Consider the following 23,670-nt stretch of genomic DNA (forward strand, 5'->3'; position numbering starts at 1 on the left):
ATGGTGACTCGCATCCTCAAGCGCCTCGAGCGAGCCAATCCTGTCCGGATCGGAGCCATTGCAGTCGTGCTCGTCATGCTTCTGGGGGTCGGTCTGTTCCAGAAGCAGAAGATCGCGACCTACCTCACGCCGGGAATGGAAGCCGTCAGCGCCGAGTTCGCCGGGGACTACCGGCTGCGTCCGTTCGTGACGAAGGTCAAGGTGTCCGGCGTAGCCGTCGGCGTCGTCACCGGAGTCGAGCCGACCGGCGACGAGAGCGCGATGGTCAAGATGAAGCTCGACTCGGGAACGGCGAAGAAGCTCGGGTCGACGCCGTCGGCTTCCATCCGGCCCGCCACGCTGCTGGGCGGCAACTACTACGTCGATCTCAAGCCGGGCGGCGACGCGGCGAAGTTTAAGGGCACGATTCCGCTCGACCGCACGAGTGTGCCGATCGAGCTCGACCGTGTGCTGGAGGCATTCCAGCCGGACGTCCGCGCCAGCATGCAGGGAACGATCGAGAACTCCCGCAAGGCGCTCGGGCAGCCGACCCGCAAGGAACTGAAGGAGCTCCTCCGGAATGCGCCCGAGTCGCTTGACGGTTCGGCGGCCGTACTCCGTTCACTCCAGGGCGAGCAACCCGACAAGGATCTGGGTGTCCTGGTCTCCGGCCTCGAGGGAACTGCCCGGGCGTTGACCAAGAACGATGGCTCACTGGACCGCGCGCTCGCTGGTCTCGACGGAACCGGCGCCACGATCGGACGCAACGGCCCGGCTCTTCGCGACGCGGTCGCCGACCTGCCCGACACGCTGCGCACGACCCGTGAGGGTCTCAACGCGCTCGACGACTCCCTGGCCAGTGTCCGCAAGGTTTCCGAGTCGGCGCGGCCAGTCGTGCAGGAGCTCGACGGTGCCCTTGCTGCTCTGGAACCGGCGCTTCGTTCGTCCCGGCCCCTCATGGCTGAGTTGGTCCCGACCCTGCAGGACCTGCGTCCTGTGGTTCAGGACCTGCTGCCGACGGCGGTCCGCGCCAAGGACGTGCTGGGCGACATCGATGGGCGCCCCCTCGATCGCCTCAACGGACCGATCACCGACATGGTGCTCTCGCCGTGGCAGGGCCGTGAAGGCAGCCTCTACGAGGGCAACGGCAACGACACACCCTTCTACAAGGAGCTTGGTTACATGGCAGCCGGCGGAAGCGCGTCGGGCAACATGACTGACCGCAATGGCCCGACGCTGCACTTCCAGCCGGGGGCGGGACCGGGAACGGTCACCGGTCTCCCGATCAGTTTCGAGGACCTGTTCCGCATGCTCCTCCGTCCCGAGGGAAGTCGCTGACATGACCACGATGCACAAGGTGAAGCGCGCCTGGGAGCGCACGAAGACGGTCCCGGGTCTCGGGCGCGACGTGACGGCCCTGGTGATGCTCATCGCTCTCGGCACCCTGACCACGAGCGTGGTGCTGATCAACCAGCGCTATGACTGGCCCTGGCAGGACAAGTTCGTGTTCCAGGCCGACTTTGCGGAGACCCCCGGTATCAGCCCCAGCAACGGGCAGGAGGTCCGCATCGCGGGTGTCACCGTCGGGTCCATCACCGGCGCCGACGTCACCGACGACGGGCTTTCGCGTCTCACGCTCTCGCTGGAGCCCGGGCACACCGTCTACAAGGACACGCAGCTCGTTCTTCGGGCCAAGACCCCGCTCAACGACATGTACGTCGAGATGAGCCAGGGCAACGCCGACGCCGGCAAGCTGGGCGAGGACAACATCATCCCGCTCGCGCAGACGGCGAGCCCGGTGCAGGTCGACCGGGTGGTCCAGAATCTCGACGAGGACGCTCGTGCTGGCCTCGCCTCGCTCCTGCAGGAGAGTGACGTGGCACTCGCCAATGCTCCGAAGCACCTGGGCCCGGGCCTCGACGCCACCGACAAGGTTCTGGCCGACCTCAAGCCGGTCGTCGACGCACTGGACGGTCGGCGCAAGCAGATCCGAAGGCTCGTCACAGCGTTGTCCCAGGTGGCCAGCGCAACGGGCGGCGACGAAGCCCGTCTGGCCCGCCTCACCACTTCCCTCGCGGACACCCTCGGTGTCATCAGTAGTCGCGATGACGAGCTGACGCGGGCCCTCGCAACCCTCCCCGGCTTCGTGTCAGAACTGAAGGGAGCGACGCGCAACATCACCGCGTTGGGTAACCAGCTCGATCCCACGCTCGAAGCCATCGAGGGTGCTTCCGGCACCCTGCCGACGGCGCTCGCGCGACTCGCCGAGCTCGCCGACAACCTGGACGAGACGGCCAAGCTGGCGACTCCTGTGGTCAAGGAAGCGCGTCCGGTCCTCGCCGATCTGCGTCCCGTCGTGCCCCGGTACGGCGCGGCCCTGGCCGAAGCGTCCGTCGTCACCGCAAAGCTCGACTACCTGACGCGGACCGTTGCTGACTACCGCCAGGACATCTCGGCCTTCGTCTACAACACCACGTCGATCTTCAGCCTTGGCGATGCCAACGGCGGAATCCTCCGTGGTCAAGCAGAAGTGAGCGCTGAATCGCTCCCGTTCGTGATCGGAAAGGTCGACTGATGAGGATTCCGCATGCTCTCGAACCCCGCCTCCGGCTGGGAGTTCTGGGCGCCTTCATCGTCTTCTGCGCCCTGATCTTCGGTTACCTCTGGGTCAACATGGGTGGCTCGATTCCGGCCGTGACCAGCGAGGGCTACCGCGTCATCGTTCCGATCAAGGACGGGGACAACGTGGTCTTCGACTCCGACGTCCGTGTCGCTGGTGTCCCGGTGGGCAAGGTTCGGGGCATTGAGGTCAAGGACAGTGTCGCTGAGGTAACCCTCCAGTTCGACGAGGACTCGGTCATCCCGTTGCACCAGGGAATGACCGTCCATCTGCGGGCGAAGTCGATGGTCGAGGAGACCTACATCGAGGTCGTCGACGGCGATGGGGAAGAGATCGCCAACGGTGGCGCGATCACTGCCAGCGCCGTCGCCGAGCCCGTGCAGCTCCACGACGTCCTGACCAGCCTCGATGAGCCCACCCGCGCTTCGCTCGGCCGTACCCTCCGGGCTCTGGGCAAGGGGACCAAGGGCAGCGAGAAGGACGTCGCTGCCCTGATGAACGGCGTCGGCGATCTCGGTGACCAGGGCTACGACGTCCTGGATGCCATCGCAGACCAGTCCAAGGATCTCGACGAGATGACGCGCTCGCTCGGCATCGTGGTTCGCAGTCTCGATCACCGGCAGGGCGAGATCGTCGATCTCGTCGACTCGGCCGACAAGCTGACGACCGCTACGGCGGCCAATCACGAGGACCTTGCTGCGAGTGTGCGCCAGCTGCCCGGTCTGCTCGACTCGGCGAACCTGGCCGCCGGAGACCTTCGGGTTTTGGCAAAGACCCTGTCCCCGATCGCCAAGGACCTTCGTGCGGCGGGACCCGCGCTTTCGAAGGCGCTCAAGAACCTCCCGTCCATCACCCAGGACGTCAAGGGTCTGCTTCCCTCGCTCGACGTCGCGCTGGACAGGGCCCCCGCGACCTTGAAACGCGTGGATGACTTCGGTTCGGACGTCGCCAGCATCGTGCCGGACGCAAGGGTCGCGCTTGCCGACGTCAATCCGATGCTCGGCTACATGGCGCCGTACAACCGGGAGCTGACGTCGTTCTTCACCAACTGGGCCGCGATGATGGCCAGCTCGGACGCCAACGGCCACTACCTGCGCGTCTTCCTGGTCTTCAACGAGACCTCGCTGAAGAACCTGCCGTTCGACACTCACGTGGGCGTGCTCGACAAGCGCAACTCGTACCCGGCGCCCGGTGGCAACCTGAAGCCCGGACCCTTCAACGGGACCTATCCACGGGTGGAGGAAGCGCCGCAATGACGTCGCCGCGCAGGTCGTGGGGAGTCCGCATCGTCGTCCTGGCGATGGCAGTCGGGGTCTGCGCGCTCGTCATCGCCGGCATCGGCCGGATGACAGTGAGCACGGACTACTCCGCGTTCCTCCCGGACGAGGGGCGAGCCGCCCACGACCTGCGCGATGTGGCCGACAGCTTCGGCGGCGACCCGATCGTCGTCATGCTGGAGACCGATGAAGAGAACGGTCTCCTGGTCGGAGACCGCCTCGCTGCACTGCTGTCGCTCGAGGGCACGCTGGCCGGGCTCCGCGACGTCGCGGTGGTCTACGGGCCGGCCACGACACTAAACCAGACGGCCATCCAGGTGCAGGATCTGCTGGCCACGATCAGCGGGCGCCGCGACGGACTCCGCGAGGCAGACCGCAAGAAGGACCTCGATCGCTTCGAGCGTCGGTACGGGTCCCTCCTCGTTCGCGGAATGCCCGCCGGCCTGCCCACTCTTCGTAACGACGGCTTCGTTCGCAGCGTCGTCTACGGCCCCGATGGCCAGGCGCGGTCGCAGTGGCGTCAGTTCGTCCCGGACTCCCACGCGGTCAGCGTCCTCGTTCGACCGCGCTCGGGGCTGGACCAGGCCGGCACCCAGGCCCTCGTCACCAGCGTCGAGCGGGCCGTCGCCGCGGAGACGGACCTGCAGGCCGACAAGGTCACGGTCACCGGAGTCCCCGTGATCAGTGCGAACCTCGCAGAGCAGGTCCGCGCCGAGCTCCCGCTCGTCGGCGGCTGCGCTGCCGTGTTGGTGGGGGGCGCGCTTGTGCTCTCCCGATGGCGCCGGAGGGTTCTCCAGCGCCTGCTCCCGCTCGTCCCGATGCTGGGCGCTGTCGCGGTGAGCCTCTCGTACTTCGGCTGGCGAGGCGCGCCCCTGTCACTCGGAGCCGTCCTCTTCCTCCCGCTGATGCTCGGCATCGGCAGCTATTACCCGGTCTACCTCGCGCAGAGCGGACACCGCCGAACCGTCATCACCGTGGCGGCAGCCGCTGCCGGTGCCTTCGGATGCCTGATGGTGTCGCCGGTGCAGTTCGTCCAGGACCTCGGGCTGGCCATGGTGTTGGGCATCGCGGCGACGACCGTCCTGGCGTTGCTCGTCTACCGGTCCGTGCCGACCGAGGTGTCCGGATCGACGTCGCTCGCCGTCGCCGGCGTCGGGTCGCGAAGCTTCTCCCGCCCGATCCAGATCGTTGTCGCGCTCGCCGTCGCCGCCCCTGCTCTCCTGGGCTGGTTCGCACTCTCCGCCGTCGAACTGGAGACCGCTCCGGACGCGCTGCTGAGCGGTGCCGTCGGCTACGACGACGCCGTGGCCGTGCAGGACCGGATGGGCTTCGCGGGTGAGATCGACATCGTCCTGGACGGCGCCGACGTATTGACGCCGGCAGCGTTGGCCTGGCTACGCACGACCGAGGAGGGTGTCCTTCGCGAGCACGGCGACCGGCTCCAGCCCGTGGTCAGCCCCGGGCAACTCCTCGCCTTCCTGGGGGAGAACCCGTCGGTGGCGCAGATCGATGCTGCGATGCAGATCCTTCCGTCGTACATCACTGGTGCCGCAGTGACTGTGGGAGGCGACCGGGCCCTGATCGCGCTGGGCGCTGATCTCGACGACCTCGGTGAGCAACACGCGACGATCGAGTCCATCCAGGAACGGATCGCGGACCCGCCCCCGGGCTACACGGCTCGGGTCACCGGCATCCCGGTGCTCGCGGCCGACGGCTACGACGTGCTCACGCGCGACCGTCACTGGTCCAACCTCGCTGGCATCGGCGTGGCTGGCCTGGTGCTCGCGGCGGGTCTGCGCCGGCGCTCGGACGCAGGCCGGGCAGTCGCCGCCGCTCTGCTGGCAACCGGCTGGGGCCTGTTGCTGGTCACGTTCCTCGGAGTTGCGCTCAACCCCATCACGGTCGCGCTGGGTTCGCTGACCGCCGCCGTCGGTTGCGAGTTCGCCGTCATGCTCTCTGAGGCACGAAGGTCCGGCGACCGTCGATTGCGGCGTTCGGTGTACATCGCGGCGGCCGTGTCCGCTGCGGGCTACTCGGCGCTCTCCATCTCTGACCTGGACCTCCTCCGTCAGTTCAGCGCAACGCTCGTTGCCGCAGTGGCACTGGCACTGGCAGCCGGCCACCTCGTCTCCCTCACTGTCCCGCGGCAGGTCCGCACCCCTGCCAAGTCCGTGAAGCAACCCCAACTGGCAGGAGTCAGCTGATGACCAAGAATCTGATCGACGACAGCCTGATGGACGACGCCGTCCCGACTGACGACTCCGACCTCGATCACGATCAGGATCTGGAGACGGCCGACGCGCCCAGGTCGCCGATCACCATCGGGTCGGTCATCCAAGGGCTTAGGGAGCGCGCCTCCGCGCGTCCCCGGTTCGCTCTCGGCATCGCGGTGGCAGTCTCGCTCCTCCTCGCCGCCGGTACGGGTTACCTCGTCCGGGACCGGGGCGTCGCTGACGGGATCGTTGCCCAGGTGGGTGACACCGAGATCACCGAGGCAGCGCTGGATCAGAGGATCGACGCGCTGAAGGCGCTGTACGGCCTCAAGGAACCGACCGCGAAGAAGGAACGAGACACGTTCCAACGGGACGCGGCCAAGTCGGCGGTCGTGTCAATGCTCATCCAGCAGGCTGCCGAGAAGCGCGACATCGTCGTGACCGACAAGCAGGTCGACAACATTCTCGCCAAGCTGATCAGCGAGCGGTATCCGGACGGAGGGCGCCGAGCCTTCGTGGAGGCTCTCGGCGTCATGGGCGCCAACGAGAAACAGGTTCGCGAGGAGTTGCGGCAGCAGGCGATCGTGGCAGCTCTGTTCGACGATGTCACGGCCGGAGCCGACGTCACTGACGACGAGGTGCGCGACGCCTTTCTGGATCGTCGCGACGAGTTGGCGACGCCGGAGCAGCGTGAGCTGCTCAACGTCGTCGTGGAGACGAAGGCCGAAGCGCAGGCGGTGCTCCGGCTGCTGCGGCAGGGCAAGCCTTTCGCAGAGGTGGCCAAGACGTACAGCATCGACTCGGCCACGGCGGCCCAGGGTGGAAAGCTCGGTCTGGCCACGGCGGCTGATCTCGATGACGCTTACGCGAAGGCTGCGTTCGGCGCTCGCGAGGGCGGACTGTTCGGGCCCGTCGAGACTGAGACGGGCTGGCACGTGGGACGCGTTGCCAAGGCCGTCCCGTCCACGCCGGCATCCCTCACCGTGATCCAGCCGCAGCTCAAGCAGGCACTGGAGACCGAGGAAGCCGTGGATCTCTGGCGTGCCTTCCTCGGGGATCTCCTGGCCGAGTCGGACGTGCAATACCACGCGGACTTCCGTCCTGCCGACCCCACGTCATTGCCTCAGGACATCGAAAAGCAATGAAGTTGGTCGCGAGGGTTCACCACAAAATCGTCGACGGTGTGAGATTCTTAGTACTATGGACAACCTACTCTCCCCCCCGGAGCGGATCGAGCTCGACGGCGTCGACGCAGTCGAGAAGGACTGGCGCCGGGAGCGTCCCGACGTGAACGTCAGTTCGATCGGCATCGTGACCCGGATCTGGCGCGTCGGGCGCTACCTCGACCGTGTCCGCAACGACCGCCTCGGCCGCTGGGACACCGACCGAGCCACGATCGACATCCTGGCGATGCTGCGGCGCTCGGGCGAGCCGTACCGGCAGTCTGCCGGACAGCTCACCAAGCATTCGCTGATCACGTCGGGCGGCGTCTCGCAGCGCCTGGAGAAGCTGGAGCGGGCCGGTTTGGTCTCACGGCACCTCGACGTGAGCGACCGTCGTCGGGTCGACGTCCAGCTGACTCCGGCCGGGATGAAGCTCATCGACTCGGTTCTCCATGACGTGGTGCACGCCGAGAACGACCTGCTCGACGAGGTTTTCGACGCTGAGGAGCTGGAGGCATTCCGAGTCTTGCTGCGGAAGTTCCTCCTGCACTTCGAGTCGCCGGCCTCGACGCGGGCCAGCTGAAATCTTTTCCAAGAAAGTATTTGACTCCTAAGAAGTTACTTCGCTAAGGTGTTCTTGTAATCGACGTCACACCCCCCTTAGCGAGGTAAACAATGGCTGGTCCACTGACTGGCATCCGCGTACTGGATCTCTCGGCGATGCTGTCCGGCCCTTGGGCAGCGGACCTGCTGGGAGACCAGGGCGCCGAGGTCATCAAGGTTGAGCCGCCCCTCAAGGGGGACCACGTACGGTCCCTGCCGAACAGGGTCGGCGGGCTCGCCTCGATGTTCCTCAACGTCAACCGATCGAAGCGGTCGCTGACGCTCGACCTGAAGTCCGACGAGGGCAAGCAGGTCCTGCGAGAGCTCGTTGAGAGGGCCGACGTCCTGGTGCAGAACTTCCGTCCTGGGGTCGTCGAGAGGCTCGGCATCTCCTTCGACGAGCTCAGCGCCATCAACCCGCGGCTCGTCTACCTTTCGATCAGCGGGTTCGGCGAGTCCGGTCCTTACGCCGACCGACGGGCGTACGACCCGATCGTCCAGGCAGTCTCGGGCCTGACCACGATCCAGGCCGGCTCGGACAACGACCGTCCGCGGCTCATCCGGACGGTCCTCCCGGACAAGCTCACGGCGATCACCGCCGCCCAGGCCGTCTGCGCCGCACTCGTCGCCCGCGCCGCCACCGGCAAGGGCCAGCACGTCCAGCTCTCGATGCTCGACAGCGTGCTGTCGTTCATGTGGGCCAGTGACATGAACGCCTACACCTTCGTGGACAAGCCGGTGACGCCCGAGAAGGCGGCCAGCTTCATCGACCTCATCTACGAAACCGCTGATGGTTTCATCACGGTCTCCACCATGAGCAACAAGGAGTGGGTGGCCTTCTGTGGTGCCGCCGAGCGGCCCGACCTTCTCGAGGACGAGCGCTTCAACACCCCCGCGAAGCGCGACGCCAATGTGAACGAGCGCCTCGAAGAGATCCAGAAGGTGCTCCTCGAGCGCACCGGCAAGGAATGGCTCGAACTGCTCACCGCCCACGACGTGCCCTGCGCCCCGGCTCTGCGCCGCTTCGAGGTCATCGAGGACCCGCAGGTCATTGCCTCCGGCACGATCATCGAGACCGATCACCCGCTCGCCGGTCGCCTGCGCCAGGCGCGGACGGCAGCCCGGTTCTCGGACACACCCGTCGTGCCGCCGCGCGGAGCTCCGGCTCTGGGTGAGCACAGCCTCGAGATCCTTGCCGAGGCCGGCATGGACCAGACCAGGATCGACCGCCTTCTCAGCGACGGCGTCATCGGTCACGAGGCAAGCCAGCCGCCTGCCTCGGACGACGAAACCCACGTGATCACCCAAGGAGCCTGAAATGCCCACCAAAGTCATCATCGGAGCTGACCGCGGAATCGCCCGGTCCATCGCCGAGCAACTCCACGCCGCGGGCGACGACGTCCTTGCCGTCACCATGGGTGATGGCAGCGAGCTCGCCGCGAGCGGGATCGCTGTCGAATCCGGCATCAATGTCACCTCGGACGACGCCGTTGACCAGCTGGTCAAGCGTCTCTCCAACGACAACGTCGAGATCGAGTGGCTCGTCCACGTCGCCGGGGTGATGTACCTCGACAACATCGACACGGTCGACTACGACGACGTCCGCAAGCAGTTCGAGATCAACACGATCGGGCCGCTGCGGGTCGTACGCGCCCTTCGCGGCTTTCTGGTCGACGGCGGCAAGGTCGGCATCCTGACCAGCCGTGTCGGCTCGATGAACGACAACACCAGCGGTGGCGACTACGCCTACCGCATCTCCAAGGCGGCGGCGAACATGGTCGCCCTCAACCTCCATCACGACCTGTCGAAGGTGGGAGTGGCCGTGCAGGCGCTCCACCCCGGCATGGTCAACACCGGTCTCCTCGACGCCATGACGGACGAGGACCGCGAGAGGGCCGCCAGCATCCTGGTGACTCCTCAGCAGGCGGCCTCGAACCTGATCTCGGTTCTCGGCGCCCTGACCGTCGAGTCCGGCGGCAAGTTCCAGCACGCCAACGGCGACATCCTGCCCTGGTGATCTCGAACCACCCTCCCTACCGCTTCGCATCCAAGGAGTAAGAGCAATGACGATCACCCTTTACGGCTACGGCCCGGCCTGGGGCCTGGCGTGTGTCAGCCCCTTCGTCACCAAGGTCACCAACTACCTGACCATGGCCGAGATCCCGTTCACGTTCGTTCAGCAGGACCCGACGACCCTTCACAAGGACTCGCCGACCGCGAAGCTGCCGCGGATCGTGGACGAGGACGGCACCCAGGTCCACGACTCGACCCGCATCATCCAGTACCTCAAGGACAAGTACGGCGACAAGCTGGACGCGTCGCTCAGCCCGGCAGAGCACGCCCAGGGCCTGGCCTTCCAGCGCATGGTCGAGGAGTACACATACTGGACCGGCATCATCCAGCCGCGCTGGCGCTACCCGGCCGAGTTCGAGAAGTACATCCCCTTCATGGTCGGCACCGACGACCCGCCGCCGCCGGTCCGCGAGTTCCTTTACGGCCTGCGCGACCGGATCGCCGACCAGCAGGACAAGCAGGGCACCGGCAAGCGGTCGGACGAGGACGTCCTGGTCTCCCTCAAGGAGGACCTGGACGCGATCGAGGCCTTCATCGGGGACAAGCAGTTCCTGCTCGGCGACGAGCCGACGTCATACGACGCGACCGTCTACTCGACTCTTCGTCAGATCACCGACCCCACGGCATGGGACTGGGCAGGTAAGGACTACGCGCTCAGCAAGTCGGGCCTGGTGGCCTATGAGAACCGCATGCGCGAGCGCTTCGGAGTCTGAGGAACACATTCATGATCGACCTCTATTACGACCTCACGCCGAACGGGCGCAAGATCCACATGGCCCTCGAGGAGCTCCAGCTTCCCTACGAGGTCCACTGGATCGCGGTCAAGGAGGGCGAGCAGTTTTCCGAGGACTTCGTGCGGGTGAACCCCAACGCGAAGATCCCCGCCATCGTCGATCACGACGGTCCCGGTGGTCGACCAGTCCGCATCTTCGAGTCCGGAGCGATCCTCCAGTACCTCGCGGAGAAGACGGGGCGCTTGTTGCCGGTCGACCCGGTTGAGCGCTGGGAGGCCATCTGCTGGGTGACCTGGCAGGTGGCCAACCAGGGGCCTGCGGCCGGCAACGCGGCTCACTTCACGACCTACGCGCCCGACGCGGGTGTGCACGACGAGTACAGCACCGCGCGCTTCGTCAACGAGACGAAGCGGACCTGCGAGGTGCTCGAGGCCCTGCTCGCGGACGGCCGCGAGTTCCTGGTCGGAACCGAGTTCTCGATCGCCGACCTGGCTTGCTTTCCATGGACCCGGGTACTCAAGGCGTACAACGTCGCGATTGCCGACTACCCGGCTCTCGAAGCGTGGTCCCAGCGCATCTCGGATCGGCCGTCGGCGAAGTCGAGGGTGGCGGAACGTCCCGCCGCATCGGGGATGCCGACCGGTCTGTCCAGTGAGCAGTACCAGCGACTCTTCGGCGTCGCCCCTACCTCCACCCCGTCGCCCTTGCCGGCGTCGGTCTGACCACGGCTCGGTGAACCGATGACCGCACTCCACTGTGAAAGGCGTTTCATGACTTCCGCTCCCGCTACGGACTACAAGGTCCCGCAGCTGACCATCAACGGGGCCTTCGTGTCCTCGCCCGAAACCATCTCGGTCGTCGACCCCTCCACGGGCGAACCGTTCATCGAGGTCCCTGCTGCCAGCGTCGAACAGCTCGACGAAGCGGTTGCCGCGGCGCGGGCTGCGTTGAAGATCTGGCGCAAGCTCCCGCTCACAGAGCGGCAGGACGCCATTCGCCGCGTCGGTGAGGTCGTCAAGGAGAACATCGACGAGCTCGCAGAGCTGGTGATGCGCGAGCAGGGCAAGCCCTTGGGCAACGCCCGGGGCGAGATCATGGCTTCCCTGCGGCAGGTCGAGTTCTTCGGCGCCATCACGCTCGATCCCGAGGTCATCAAGGACGACGAGACGGGCCGGGTCGAGGTCCGGCACGACCCGATCGGTGTCGTCGGTGCCATCACGGCGTGGAACTACCCGGTCCTCGCGGCCATGTTCAAGCTGGTGCCCGCGCTGGTGGCAGGCAACGTCATGATCATGAAGCCGTCGCCGTACACCCCCGTGGCCACGCTTCGTCTCGGTGAGCTGCTGCAGGACGCGCTGCCGGCTGGTGTGTTCCAGGTGCTGGCTGGTGGCGACGAACTGGGCCGTGCCTTCACGACCCACCCCGACATCGACAAGATCGCCTTCACCGGCTCGGTTCCGACCGGCAAGGCCATCATGAGTGCTGCCTCGTCGACGCTGAAGCGCGTCACCCTCGAGGCCGGCGGCAACGACGCTGGCATCGTCCTCGAGGACGCTGACCCGCAGGTCATCGGCAAGGACCTGTTCTGGGCAGCTTTCTCCAACACCGGCCAGGTCTGCGCGGCGCTGAAGCGGCTCTACGTCCCGGCGTCCAAGCTGGAGGAGTACAGCCAGGTGCTGGCCGAGGAAGCGGCGAAGGTCGTTGTCGGACCGGGAACGCAGGAGGGCGTGGTCGCCGGCCCTGTGCAGAACGCCGCTCAGCTCGCCCACGTCAAGCGCCTGACCGAGGACGCGCGTGCCAACGGTGCCGACGTCTTCTTCGAGGGCGAGATCCCCGAGGGTCCCGGCTACTGGTTCCCCTTCACCCTGGTGCGCAATGTTTCTGAGGGCGTGGCGCTTGTGGATGAAGAGCCCTTCGGTCCGGTCCTGCCGATCCTCACCTACACCGACCTCGACGACGCGATCGAGCGTGCCAACAACACGTCGTTCGGTCTCGGCGCGTCGGTCTGGACCTCGAACCCGGAGGCAGCCGTCGAGGTTGCCGAGCGCCTCGAGGCGGGTTCTGTCTGGATCAACCAGCACCCCGTGGTGACCGCGTCGGTGCCGTTCGGTGGCATCAAGCAGTCCGGCGTGGGCGTCGAGGGCTCGAAGCATGGCCTCCTCGCCTACACCAACATCCGCGTCATCAACGTCAAGCGCTGACCCAGCGCCGACCACAGCGTGGACGCCGCCCGGGCTCGTGGCGCCGGGGCGGCGTCCGCTTCCAACGATGAGAACGACTACACCGAAGGGGCGGGGCCATGACAGCGAGAGGCGTGAACCTGGCCGTTTCCCGGGACGAGGGTGTCGTGACCGTTGCGCTCGACTGGTCCGGCCACGCCGGCCCGATCGACGCCAGGTTGGCCGACCGCTTGACTGACCTGCTGATCGAGCTCGCGACCGATCCTGCCGTCCGGGCCGTTGTCATCACGGGCACGGGCGATGTCTTCGCGACGGGTCGCGACGACTTGCCGGAGGTCGCTCGGTTGGTGGCTGTCCTTCAAGCCGTGCCTTTCGTCACCGTCGCGGCGGTGCAGAGGGTGTGCATCGGCGCGGGCCTGGCGCTTGCTCTGGCCTGCCGGCACCGAGTGATTGCCGGTGACGCCGTACTGTGCGCGACTCCGGGCACTGGCTCGCGTGGCACTGCCCGAGCGCTGGTCTACGACGAGATCGGACCGGATGCCGGTCAGCGGATGCTGGGGCTGGGAGCGGTCGAGCCTGCCGCCCTCGTCGCATGGGGCGTCGCTGCGACCATCGTGCCTGGACATCTTCTGCTTGCGCGAGCCCAAGAGACTGCGCTGCGCGGCACTCCGCCCGCGGGTATCTGCACAACCATGCCGCCGCGAAAGGCACCATCTCGGCGGGCTACGGCGCCTCGCAACGTGTGGCCGATCGAGCAGCCGTTCGACTCCACGATCAGCGGCGGCGTTCGATGAGGTCGGCCGACGTCGCTCTCGATGTGCAGGGTGGCGTGGCGACGATCGTGATCGGTGCGGATTGGTCGCACAGCTCGCTGGACTCCGCCGCTCGTGCACAGCTCGTGATTGCACTCTCCGCCGTCGCGAATGACCCGGATGTCTGTGCCGTGGTCATCCACGGGGGCGGCTCCGACTTCTGTGACGGCCATGATCTCGCGGAGTACGGCGGTCGCCTCGCACTTGACTCCTTCCGCGGCACACAGGAGATCGATCTCCAAGCCGATCAGCTGGTGAGCAGTCTCGCTGCAGTGCCGAAGCCCGTGATTGCTGCGGTGCGGGGACGCTGCCGCGGCGAAGGGCTTGCCCTGGCCTTGGCCTGTGATCTCCGGGTGATCGCCGATGATGCCGAGTTGAGTGCCGCGACATCCGCCATCGGCGCTCATCGTGGCCGCGGTGTTCGCGACGCGCTCGAGCGCTGCCTCGGTTCAGACCACGCCCGCGAACTGGTGTTGAGCGGCCGCGTCTTCACAGCCCGCGAAGGCGTGGACTGGGGCCTGGTCGCCGATGTGGTCCCGGCTGACCGCGTCGTGGACATGGCCCTCGGTCAGGCTGCCATGCTCGCCCGACTTCCCTTCGCCGCGCTCTCCGGGGCAAAGATGACGCTCCCGGGTGCCGCTGCCGGGGAGTTGGAGCGCGCCCTCGGTGCCCGTACCGACCGGGTACGCCGAGCCGAGCAGTGTGCGCCGATCTTGATTCACTGATGACCCTGTTGCTTCTGTGCTGGAAGGTAGTTCGTGACTGACTCCGAGGAGACCCTCGCCAACCTGTCGCGTGAGGAACGCTGCTTCGAACCCCCGGCCGACCTCGCTGCGGACGCGAACGTGAAGGCTGATGCGTACGACGCGGCAAAGGCCGACCGTGAGGGGTTCTGGGCCACCCAGGCCGACCGGCTGGACTGGGCCACGAAGTGGGACCAGGTCCTCGACTGGTCGAACCCCCCGTTCGCCAAGTGGTTCGTGGGCGGCACGCTCAACGCGTCGTACAACTGCGTCGACCGGCACGTCGAAGCCGGGCGCGGTGACAAGGTCGCGATCCACTGGGTCGGCGAACCTGTGACAGATGGGGTGGCCGATACCCGCGACATCACCTACGCCGAGCTCAAGGACGAGGTCTCCCGGGCGGCGAATGCGTTGACAGCGCTGGGCATTGAGGCGGGTGACCGGGTCGCGATCTACATGCCGATGATTCCCGAGGCGATCATCGCGATGCTGGCCTGTGCCCGGATCGGTGCACCGCACACGGTGGTGTTCGGCGGGTTTTCCGCCGACGCGCTGGCCTCGCGGATCGAGGACTGCGGTGCGATGGTCGTGATCACCGCCGACGGCGGCTATCGGCGCGGCACCGCCTCGCCCCTCAAGTCAGCTGTGGACGAGGCGCGCACCAAGACCGACAGGGTGGAAACCGTCCTGGTCGTCCGTCGTACGGGCCAGGAGGTTGCCTGGGATGACAGCGTTGACGTGTGGTGGCACGACGCCGTCGACACGGCCTCGACCGAGCACGCCCCGCAGGCCTTCGACGCCGAGCACCCGCTCTACGTCATGTACACGTCGGGCACCACTGGCAAGCCGAAGGGCATCCTGCACACGACGGGTGGCTACCTGACGGGGTCGGCGTACACGCACAACGCGGTGTTCGACCTCAAGCCCGACGACGTGTACTGGTGCACCGCCGACATCGGCTGGGTCACCGGGCACTCCTACATCGTCTACGGACCGCTCGCCAACGGCGTCACGCAGGTCGTCTACGAAGGCACTCCCGATGCCCCTGAGCGTGGGCGCTGGTGGCATATCATCCAGGACTACAAGGTCACGCTCTTCTACACCGCCCCCACCGCGATCCGCTCCTTCATGAAGCAGGGCCGCGAGATCCCCGACAAGTTCGACCTGTCCTCGCTGCGGATCCTCGGCTCGGTCGGTGAATCGATCAACCCCGAGGCCTACATCTGGTACCGCACGGTGATTGGCGGGAGTGGCGTGGACGGGCGAGAGACCCCCGTGGTCGACACCTGGTGGCAGACCGAGACGGGCTCGGTGATGATCTCGCCGCTCCCGGGTGTGACCGCCGGCAAGCCGGGCTCCGCGATGACCGCGATCCCCGGCATCGACGCCGACGTCGTCGACGACGACGGCCACTCGGTCCCCAACGGTTACGGTGGCTACCTCGTGATCACCTCCCCGTGGCCCTCGATGCTGCGGACCATCTGGGGCGACGACGACCGCTACGCCGAGACGTACTGGTCGCGGTTCCGCAAGGAGGGCTTCTACTTCGCCGGCGACGGCGCGAAGAAGGACGACGACGGCGACATCTGGCTCTTGGGCCGCGTCGACGACGTCATGAACGTCTCGGGCCACCGACTCTCCACCACCGAGATCGAGTCCGCACTGGTCTCGCACCCCAAGGTCGCCGAGTCGGCCGTCGTCGGGGCCAACGACCCCGACACCGGCCAGGCCGTGGTCGCCTACGTCATCCTGCGCGAGGAGTTCGAGGCCGCGGCGGCAGCAGACAACGCAGGGATCATCAAGGAGCTGTCCGACCACGTCCGCAAGGAGATCGGGCCGATCGCCAAGCCCCGGCAGATCATGATCGTCCCCGAGCTCCCCAAGACCCGCTCGGGCAAGATCATGCGTCGCTTGCTCCGCGACGTCGCAGAAGGCCGCACCGTCGGCGACACGCAGACCCTGGCCGACTCCTCGATCATGGATCTCATCTCCGCCGGCCAGACCACCTCGACCGACGACTGAGCATCCGCCCGTGATGCTGCCAGGAGGATTCTGATGACGAGTGACTTCCACGGACACCCACAGATCGCGGCGGCCCTGCTGGGCATGGAATCTGACGCGATTATCGCCACCGATGTGGAGGGTACGATCACCCTCTGGAACCCCGGTGCCCGACGGATCTTCGGCTTCACGTCCGAGGAGGCCCTCGGGAAGTCCCTGGACATCATCATCCCGGAGAAGCTGCGCGAGGCGCATTGGAAGGGCTACGTCGAGGTCATGAAGTCCGGCGAAAGCCGGTACGGCGCCGATCGGATGCTCAGCGTGCCGGCCCTGACATCGGACGGCCGTCGCATCTCGGTGGAGTTCACGCTGGCGGTGGTGCTCTCAGATGCCGGTTCCGTCGACGGGACGGTCGCCGTCCTGCGCGATGTCAGCAAGACGTTCGACGAGCTGAAGGAACTGCGCCGGGCGGCTCGCTGAGCGAGGCCGGTCTGTCTGCGCCTCTCAGCCGGCGAGCTGTGCGGGGAACGCGGACGGCACGTAGATGCCGATCCGCGCTTCAACGCTGTGAGCCGTGGCCCGGAGCGATCGCGCCGCCTCGCGGTGAGCGGTGACGCTCGGCGGGCAGGCCGACCAGTAAGGGACACGGGCCGCTTCGTGAGAAGCGGCGTTCTCCTCGGCCTTGGCCAGGTCGTGGAGCTGCCGGCACAACTGGGCCAGCATGTCGTTGGGGGTGGTGGTGTTCATGATGACTGCCTCGCCTTCGGTAGTGGCGCCTTCGGTGGTGGGTGTGTGCGGCGTCACAACTAGTGTGTGACTAAATATCTTAGACGTCAATAGTTCAGAACAAAGAAGAAGTCGCGGATGGGCAAGGCCCGTGCGTGAACGCGCAACTCGTCTGCGAGTCCCCTTGGGACGGTCGTCTCACGTACTTCCCAAGGAGATGCAATGACTGCTGTAGCCGAGCCCCAGACGAGCTTCGTGACCGGACTCTTCATCGACGGAGCCTGGTCCGATGCGGACCAGACCTTCGATGACATCAACCCCGCGACGGGCGACCTGCTGACCCGCGTGTCGAGCGGCGACGCCGCGCACATCGACCGCGCTGTGGCCGCTGCGCGTGCGGCGCTGGAGGGTTCTTGGGCTGCCACGCCGGGCGCCGCACGCGGCGCGCTGCTCTACCGCCTCGCTGATCTCGTCGAGCGCGACGCCGCCGAATTGGCGCGGCTGGAGGCTCTCGACGTCGGCAAGCCCGTGGGGCAGCCCGCCATGCTCGACATCCCCAACGCCGTTGCCACGTTCCGGCACTTCGCAGGTTGGGCGGACAAGATCCAGGGCACCACGATTCCCACGGCCGGATACCTGGGCATGGCGCAGACCCACTCGTACACGGTCCGTGAGCCGGTGGGTGTGATCGGCGCCATCGTCCCGTGGAACACGCCGTTGATGATCGCTGCTTGGAAGCTGGGGCCTGCCCTTGCTGCCGGCAACACCATCGTCGTCAAGCCGCCGGAGGACGCCCCGCTCTCGATCCTGCACCTCGGCAAGCTGATCGAGGAGGCGGGCTTCCCGGCCGGCGTCGTGAACATCGTTCCCGGTCTCGGGTCCACCGCGGGCGCCGCACTGGTGGCGCACCCCGGCGTTGACAAGATCAGCTTCACCGGCTCGCCGGAGGTCGGTCGCCAGATCCAGAAGTCGGCCGCGGACACCTTCAAGCGCGTCACCCTCGAACTCGGGGGCAAGACCCCGCAGATCGTGTGCGAGGACGCCGACGTGGTGGCTGCCATCAACGGCATCGCGATGGGCCTGTTCTTCAACCAGGGCGAGGTGTGCGCCGCCGGAACCCGCATCCTGGTCCACCGTTCCCACTACGACACCGTCGTCGATGCTCTTGCGCAGGCCGCAGACGCTCAAGTTCTGGGTGACCCGTTCGCCGAGACGACCACCATGGGTGCTCTTGTCAGCGAGAAGCAGAAGCAGCGCGTCCTCGACTACATCGAGAAGGGCAAGGCTGAGGGGGCGCGACTCGTGGCCGGCGGCACCCAGCCCGACCAGCCCGGGTTCTTCGTGCGACCGACGATCTTCGCTGACGTCGACAACCGCTCGACGATCGCTCGCGAGGAGATCTTCGGTCCGGTCGGCGCGGTGATCCCCTTCGACACTGTCGAGGAGGCGATCGCCATCGCCAACGACACCGAGTACGGACTCGCGGCGACGATCTGGACGCAGAACGTCTCACTTGCCCACACCTTGGCCGCCAAGGTCCGTGCCGGTGCGGTGTGGGTCAACGGCTGGGCGGCCATCGACCCGGCCCTGCCCTGGGGCGGAATGAAGGCCAGCGGCATTGGCCGTGAGCTCGGCTGGGCCGGCATCGTCGCGAACACCGAGGAGAAGGTCGTGACCGTCGTGCTGTGACGCTCTCGAGGTTGTACGGCAAAGGGGCGGGCGCGAGGCGCTCGCCCCTTCGCCGTCCTCACGCGGCGTGCGTCTTCCGGAACTCTCTCGGTGACTGCCCATAGGTACTGCGGAACAGTCGCGAGAAGTGGGCCGCGTCCGGGAATCCCCAGCGGTGGCCCACCTGGGCGATGGAGAAGTGCCCGCACCCCGGGTTCGTCAGGTCGCGGCGGCACTGGTCCAGGCGGCGTGTCCGGATCAGGCCCGACACCGAGGTTCCCTCGGTCTCGAAGGCCTTCTGCAGGTAGCGGACCGACACGAAGTGTGCGTCCGCCACCATCTGGGGCGTGAGGTCCGGGTCCCGGAGCCGCTCATCGACGAACTTGCGGACCTGTGCGACGAGCGTGCGGTGCCCGGTGGAGGATGTCGGGTCGACGGGAAGGTCGAGCTGCTGGGCGAAGGCGGCGGTGACCAGGTCGACGACCGCGTCGCCCAGGTGGGTGGCGATGATCGGCTGCGTCGCACTCAACTGTGCGCTCAGGCCGCGCATCAGGGGTGCCACCAGTGCGCCCAGGCCGTTGTCACCGGCCAGTCGTACGGCTGTGAGGGCCGCCATCTGCTGCTCGGGCAGCCGGACGAGTGAGCGCGGGAACATGGCGACGGTCATCCGGAAGTCGTCACTGAAGGTGATCCGGTAGGGGCGGGAGGTGTCGTAGATTGCCAGGTCGCCCGGCAGCAGGTGCGCCTGTCGATTGTCCTGCTCGATGATGCTGGACCCACTGGTCTGGAGCCCGAACTTGTAGAGCTCGGGGTCGTCGGCCTTGATCAGCCGGGGCGTGCGTTCGACCTGGGCATGGGATGCGACCACGTCCGCCAACACCACCGCGCCCAAGGTGGTCGAGTCGACGTCGCCGTGGAAACTGGCGGTGTCGTCGGCGCAGCGCGCGCGCAGGGGCACGAACGTGTGGCAGATCCGGTCCTCCCAGGACTCGAATCCTTCTCGAGGTGACACGCGTCACAGGGTAACACGCACCGAATGTTCGGTCGGTCAACAGTCGTGCGTCTGAATCCAACTTCGAGGAGCGCGTCGCCGGAACTCTGGGGCGACAGCAACGAGAACCGTGGGAGTGAGCACATGGACGACCTGAGTCCCCGCCCGGGCGAGCTCGAGCCGATCGAGACAGCATCGGTCGACGAGCTGCGCGATCTGCAACGAGACCGGTTGCTCTGGTCCGTGCGTCACGCCTACGAGAACGTGGCGCACTACCGGGCCGCCTTCGAACTGGCCGGAGTCCACCCCGACGACGTGAAGTCTCTCGAGGACATCGCGAAGCTGCCGTTCACGGTCAAGTCCGACCTCAGGGAGAACTATCCGTTTGGGATGTTCGCCGTCCCGCGGGAGAACGTCTCCCGCATCCATGCCTCGTCGGGCACGACCGGTCGGCCCACCGTCGTGGGCTACACCCGCGACGACCTGGAGATCTGGGCGACCGTCGTCGCCCGGAGCATCCGTGCCGCTGGCGGTCGGGCGGGACACGTCCTGCACAACGCGTACGGCTACGGCTTGTTCACCGGCGGACTCGGCGCCCACGCAGGGGCAGAGCGACTGGGTTGCACCGTCGTGCCTGTGTCGGGAGGAATGACCGAGCGTCAGGTCCAGTTGATCCAGGACTTCCAGCCCGACATCATCACGGTGACCCCGTCGTACATGCTCTCGATCATCGACGAGATGGAGCGCCAGGGCATCGACCCACGCTCGACCTCGCTGAAGGTGGGGATCTTCGGAGCCGAGCCGTGGACGAATGACATGCGCCTCGAGATGGAGCAGCGGCTCGACATGCATGCGGTCGACATCTACGGGCTCTCCGAGGTCATCGGTCCCGGTGTCGCCAGTGAATGCGTCGAGACCAAGGACGGCCTGACCGTCTGGGAGGACCACTTCTACCCCGAGGTTGTCGATCCGGTGACGCTCGAGCCCGTGCCTGACGGGCAGGAGGGTGAGTTGGTCCTCACCTCATTGACCAAACAGGCGATGCCGATCATCAGGTACCGCACCCGCGACCTGACTCGCCTGCTGCCGGGTACAGCTCGCACGATGCGGCGCATCGAGAAGATCACCGGCCGCACGGACGACATGATCATCCTGCGTGGGGTGAACCTGTTCCCGACCCAGATCGAGGAGCTGATCCTCAAGACACCGTCGCTGTCGCCGCACTTCCAGTGCGTGCTGTCCCGATCCGGCAACCTCGACGACCTCACTGTCCTCGTCGAGCACCGCGGAGGCGTCGCATCCGACGCCGCTCGCGATGCTGGAATGGAGCTTCGTCGCTTGGTGAAGAACTCCATCGGAGTCACCGTTGCTGTCGATGTCGTACCGCCCGAGACCGTAGAGCGTTCGGTCGGCAAGATGCGACGCATCGTCGACAATCGGCCGCGCCGCTAGTCCGAACCGCTCATGAACGGCCCCGATGGGAGCACTCCTGTCGGGGCCGTTCTGCGTCCGACAGGGACGACGAATCGTGTGCGCCCCGCGTCAAGTGGTGTTCGCGAGAGGGCAAGTCGGACGGGAGCGCCGATCGGAAACTGAAGGTGCCACGAACCCAAGCGAGCAAGGAACCCTCATGAACGACGAACGATCCACCGACCAGTCCTCCGACTACGTCATCATCGGCGCCGGCTCGGCCGGGAGCGCGCTCGCGCGCCGACTTCTCGATGCCGGCAGGACGGTGCATGTCCTGGAGGCAGGTCCCGTGGACACCTCTGAGGAGGTGCACTCGCCCCAGGGTTGGCCGCTCCTGCTCGGCAGTGACCATGACTGGGCGGTGATGACCGTGCCGCAGGAGCACGCCGACGGACGGTCACTGTTCTGGCCGCGGGGCAAGGTCCTCGGTGGGAGCAGCTCCCTCAACGGGATGATCTACATGCGCGGCCACCGTTCGGACTACGACGGATGGGCGGCGCAGGGCTGTGACGGCTGGGCCTGGGATGACGTACGGCCTCTCTTCCTGCGGTCGGAGGACCACCTCGCCGGTGCCGACGCACACCACGCCATTGGTGGTCCGGTCCCGGTCAGTCCGATCACGTCGCCGCACCCGACCGCGCAGGCCTTCGTTGACGCGGCTGTCGCGGCCGGGCACAAGCGCAACGACGACTTCAACGGCGACGACATGCGCGGCGTCGGGTTCAACGAGATGACGGTGCGTGATGGCCGGCGGATGAGCGCGTGGCGCAGCTTCGTGGGGCCGGTGGAGGGCAGCGCTGGCCTCACGGTCACGACAGGTGCCCTGGTCGATCGGGTGGTCCTCGAGAACGGCCGTGCCGTCAGTGTGGAGTACGTCGTCGACGGTGAGCGGCGTACTGCTTCAGCGGCGTCGGAGGTCGTGCTCTCGGCCGGCGCCATCGGCTCGCCTGCGATCCTCCTGCGCAGCGGCATCGGCCCCGCCGGCCATCTCGCCGACGTCGGGGTGGACGTCATCGTGGACCTGCCGGGCGTGGGAGAGAACCTGCACGACCACCCGCTGATCTCCGTGGTCTACGAGTCGAGCAGGCCGTTGCCTGTTGGCGAGAACAACCTGCTCGAAGCCCAGTTCTACGCCGACAGCCAGGGCTGGACAGGCGAGGCTCCTGACCTCCAGCCGCTGTTCCTGCACCTGGTCTACCCGGCCGAGGGGTACGAGATGCCCGAGCACGGCTTCACCATTGCTGCCGGCATCGTGGCGCCGCGGTCGCGCGGCACCCTGCGACTGGCGTCGACCGACCCGGAGGCGCAGCCGCTCGTCGATCCCAACATCCTGGCCGATCCCTACGACCTCGAGGCACTCTGCGATGCCATCGAGATGTGCCGCGACATCGGCGCCCAGGCCGCGCTCGACGACTGGCGCGAGCGCGAGGTTGCTCCGGGGCCCGAAGCCACCACGCGCGACGACGTACGCGCCTTCGCGCGCCGATCCGTCGGCACCTACCACCATCAGGTGGGCACCTGCCGGATGGGCGTCGATGACCTGGCGGTCGTCGACCCCCAGCTCCGGGTGCGCGGCGTCGATGGACTCCGCGTCGTGGATGCCTCGATCATGCCGGTGGTGCCGTCGTGCAACACGAACGCTCCCGCGATCATGGTGGGGGAGATGGCAGCCGACCTGATCCTCGGCGGCCACTGAGCAGGCTCAGCGCTTGCGGATGCCGTCCAGGATCAGAGAGCCGATCTCTTCGGCGAGCTTCGCGGGCTTGGTGTGCCGCTCGGGGCGGTACCACTCACGGACCGAGTTGATCATGCCGAACAGCAACCGGGCCGTCGTCCGTGCGTCGATGTCCGCACGGACATCGCCCTGTGCGATCGCGTCCTCGACCACGTCGGAGACGAACTTGTCGTAGGCGCGGCGCTGCTCGAGAGCCCACCTCTCGGTCTCGGTGTTGCCGTGGACGTTCAGCAGCAGCGTGACGTACGGGAGGCGGTCGGCGAGGATCTCGATGTTCCGGCGGATCAGGTACGTCAGGCGGTCGATCGCAGGTCCCTGGAGAGCCGCATCCTCCTCGGTGCTCGCCATGAGGGGGTCCAGGGCGCGCTCGAGGCCGAGGCGGAGCAACTGCTCCTTGCTCTCGATGTGGTGGAAGATCGAGGACTTCGACAGGCCCGAGGCCTCGGCGAGGTGGGCGAAGCTGGTGCCGTCGTACCCACGCTCGGTGAAGACCTGGACGGCCACTTCGAGGAGTCGGTCGAGGTTGTAGACCGGCCGCTGCTCACCTGAGGGCAGCGTTCGCCCGGTTCGTGCCACGCGCTCGCTCATCTGGTCATCGTCCCATGTTCGATCTTGCAGGTTGCTGAAGGAGTGCGGGTCGGGGAAGGCGGAGTTCAAAGTGGAATCCCCGTCCGGGCGTCGG

21 protein-coding genes are annotated in these 23,670 nt (G+C 66.9%); 18 read left to right on the forward strand and 3 right to left on the reverse strand.

Annotated features, from left to right (window positions below; all coding sequences use genetic code 11):
- The 15 genes from ASD84_RS22315 (at position 1) to ASD84_RS22385 (ending at position 16,878) form a co-directional block, all read left to right on the forward strand.
- Positions 1-1,317, forward strand: a complete 1,317-nt coding sequence (locus ASD84_RS22315) for an MlaD family protein (RefSeq protein WP_056715795.1) — start codon at positions 1-3, stop codon at positions 1,315-1,317.
- Position 1,318: 1 nt separating this feature from the next.
- On the forward strand, positions 1,319-2,554 hold the full coding sequence (locus ASD84_RS22320) for an MlaD family protein (RefSeq protein WP_056715796.1): 1,236 nt from the start codon (positions 1,319-1,321) through the stop codon (positions 2,552-2,554).
- The gene (locus tag ASD84_RS22325; RefSeq protein ID WP_056715799.1) at positions 2,554-3,855 is read left to right on the forward strand and encodes an MlaD family protein; all 1,302 of its coding nucleotides are present in this window, start codon (positions 2,554-2,556) and stop codon (positions 3,853-3,855) included. Before ASD84_RS22320 ends, ASD84_RS22325 begins: the two co-directional genes overlap by 1 nt.
- Positions 3,852-6,080 (forward strand): hypothetical protein, encoded by a 2,229-nt coding sequence (locus tag ASD84_RS22330; RefSeq protein ID WP_056715802.1) that lies wholly within the window; start codon positions 3,852-3,854, stop codon positions 6,078-6,080. The genes ASD84_RS22325 and ASD84_RS22330 overlap by 4 nt, the downstream gene beginning before the upstream one ends.
- Positions 6,081-6,109: 29 nt before the next feature.
- Positions 6,110-7,234: a peptidyl-prolyl cis-trans isomerase gene (locus ASD84_RS22335; protein WP_162251584.1), complete on the forward strand. Its 1,125-nt coding sequence runs from the start codon at positions 6,110-6,112 to the stop codon at positions 7,232-7,234.
- A gap of 55 nt (positions 7,235-7,289) precedes the next feature.
- Positions 7,290-7,835: a MarR family winged helix-turn-helix transcriptional regulator gene (locus tag ASD84_RS22340; protein ID WP_056715809.1), complete on the forward strand. Its 546-nt coding sequence runs from the start codon at positions 7,290-7,292 to the stop codon at positions 7,833-7,835.
- Between the two features lie 92 nt (positions 7,836-7,927).
- On the forward strand, positions 7,928-9,172 hold the full coding sequence (locus tag ASD84_RS22345) for a CaiB/BaiF CoA transferase family protein (RefSeq protein ID WP_056715813.1): 1,245 nt from the start codon (positions 7,928-7,930) through the stop codon (positions 9,170-9,172).
- Position 9,173: 1 nt separating this feature from the next.
- A complete protein-coding gene (locus ASD84_RS22350; protein WP_056715814.1) occupies positions 9,174-9,872 on the forward strand; it encodes an SDR family NAD(P)-dependent oxidoreductase in 699 nt (232 codons plus the stop codon).
- Positions 9,873-9,918: 46 nt separating this feature from the next.
- The gene (locus ASD84_RS22355; protein WP_056715819.1) at positions 9,919-10,641 is read left to right on the forward strand and encodes a glutathione S-transferase family protein; all 723 of its coding nucleotides are present in this window, start codon (positions 9,919-9,921) and stop codon (positions 10,639-10,641) included.
- 11 nt (positions 10,642-10,652) lie between these two features.
- Entirely contained in the window at positions 10,653-11,384 is a 732-nt protein-coding gene (locus ASD84_RS22360) for a glutathione S-transferase family protein (protein WP_056715822.1), read from the forward strand.
- Between the two features lie 48 nt (positions 11,385-11,432).
- Entirely contained in the window at positions 11,433-12,863 is a 1,431-nt protein-coding gene (locus tag ASD84_RS22365) for an aldehyde dehydrogenase family protein (RefSeq protein WP_056715825.1), read from the forward strand.
- A 98-nt stretch (positions 12,864-12,961) separates the two neighbouring features.
- Positions 12,962-13,636, forward strand: coding sequence for an enoyl-CoA hydratase/isomerase family protein (locus tag ASD84_RS22370; RefSeq protein ID WP_082573970.1), 675 nt, complete (start codon positions 12,962-12,964; stop codon positions 13,634-13,636).
- Between the two features lie 35 nt (positions 13,637-13,671).
- Entirely contained in the window at positions 13,672-14,379 is a 708-nt protein-coding gene (locus tag ASD84_RS22375) for an enoyl-CoA hydratase/isomerase family protein (RefSeq protein WP_162251585.1), read from the forward strand.
- A gap of 33 nt (positions 14,380-14,412) precedes the next feature.
- A complete protein-coding gene (gene acs, locus ASD84_RS22380; protein ID WP_056715834.1) occupies positions 14,413-16,419 on the forward strand; it encodes an acetate--CoA ligase in 2,007 nt (668 codons plus the stop codon).
- Between the two features lie 33 nt (positions 16,420-16,452).
- Positions 16,453-16,878: a PAS domain-containing protein gene (locus tag ASD84_RS22385; RefSeq protein ID WP_056715836.1), complete on the forward strand. Its 426-nt coding sequence runs from the start codon at positions 16,453-16,455 to the stop codon at positions 16,876-16,878.
- Between the two features lie 24 nt (positions 16,879-16,902).
- Here the strand turns inward: ASD84_RS22385 and ASD84_RS22390 are convergent, their stop codons facing one another.
- On the reverse strand, positions 16,903-17,145 hold the full coding sequence (locus ASD84_RS22390) for a hypothetical protein (protein ID WP_156392181.1): 243 nt from the start codon (positions 17,143-17,145) through the stop codon (positions 16,903-16,905).
- A 201-nt stretch (positions 17,146-17,346) separates the two neighbouring features.
- On the opposite strand from ASD84_RS22390, the gene styD reads away from it, so the two are divergent.
- Positions 17,347-18,813, forward strand: coding sequence for a phenylacetaldehyde dehydrogenase StyD (styD, locus tag ASD84_RS22395; RefSeq protein ID WP_056715842.1), 1,467 nt, complete (start codon positions 17,347-17,349; stop codon positions 18,811-18,813).
- Positions 18,814-18,871: 58 nt separating this feature from the next.
- On the opposite strand, the gene ASD84_RS22400 is transcribed toward styD, so the two are convergent.
- The gene (locus tag ASD84_RS22400; protein WP_056715845.1) at positions 18,872-19,804 is read right to left on the reverse strand and encodes a helix-turn-helix domain-containing protein; all 933 of its coding nucleotides are present in this window, start codon (positions 19,802-19,804) and stop codon (positions 18,872-18,874) included.
- A gap of 123 nt (positions 19,805-19,927) precedes the next feature.
- Here ASD84_RS22400 and paaK point away from each other — a divergent pair, with 123 nt between their 5' ends.
- Positions 19,928-21,235 carry a phenylacetate--CoA ligase PaaK gene (paaK, locus tag ASD84_RS22405; RefSeq protein WP_056715848.1) on the forward strand — a complete coding sequence of 436 codons (1,308 nt, stop codon included), beginning with the start codon at positions 19,928-19,930 and terminating at the stop codon, positions 21,233-21,235.
- Positions 21,236-21,413: 178 nt separating this feature from the next.
- Positions 21,414-22,949 carry a GMC family oxidoreductase gene (locus tag ASD84_RS22410; protein ID WP_056715850.1) on the forward strand — a complete coding sequence of 512 codons (1,536 nt, stop codon included), beginning with the start codon at positions 21,414-21,416 and terminating at the stop codon, positions 22,947-22,949.
- 6 nt (positions 22,950-22,955) lie between these two features.
- Here ASD84_RS22410 and ASD84_RS22415 read toward each other — a convergent pair whose 3' ends face one another.
- Positions 22,956-23,576, reverse strand: a complete 621-nt coding sequence (locus ASD84_RS22415; protein WP_056715852.1) for a TetR/AcrR family transcriptional regulator — start codon at positions 23,574-23,576, stop codon at positions 22,956-22,958.
- Between the last annotated feature and the right edge of the window lie 94 nt (positions 23,577-23,670).

Source organism: Nocardioides sp. Root682 (assembly GCF_001427795.1).
Taxonomy (GTDB): Bacteria; Actinomycetota; Actinomycetes; order Propionibacteriales; family Nocardioidaceae; genus Nocardioides.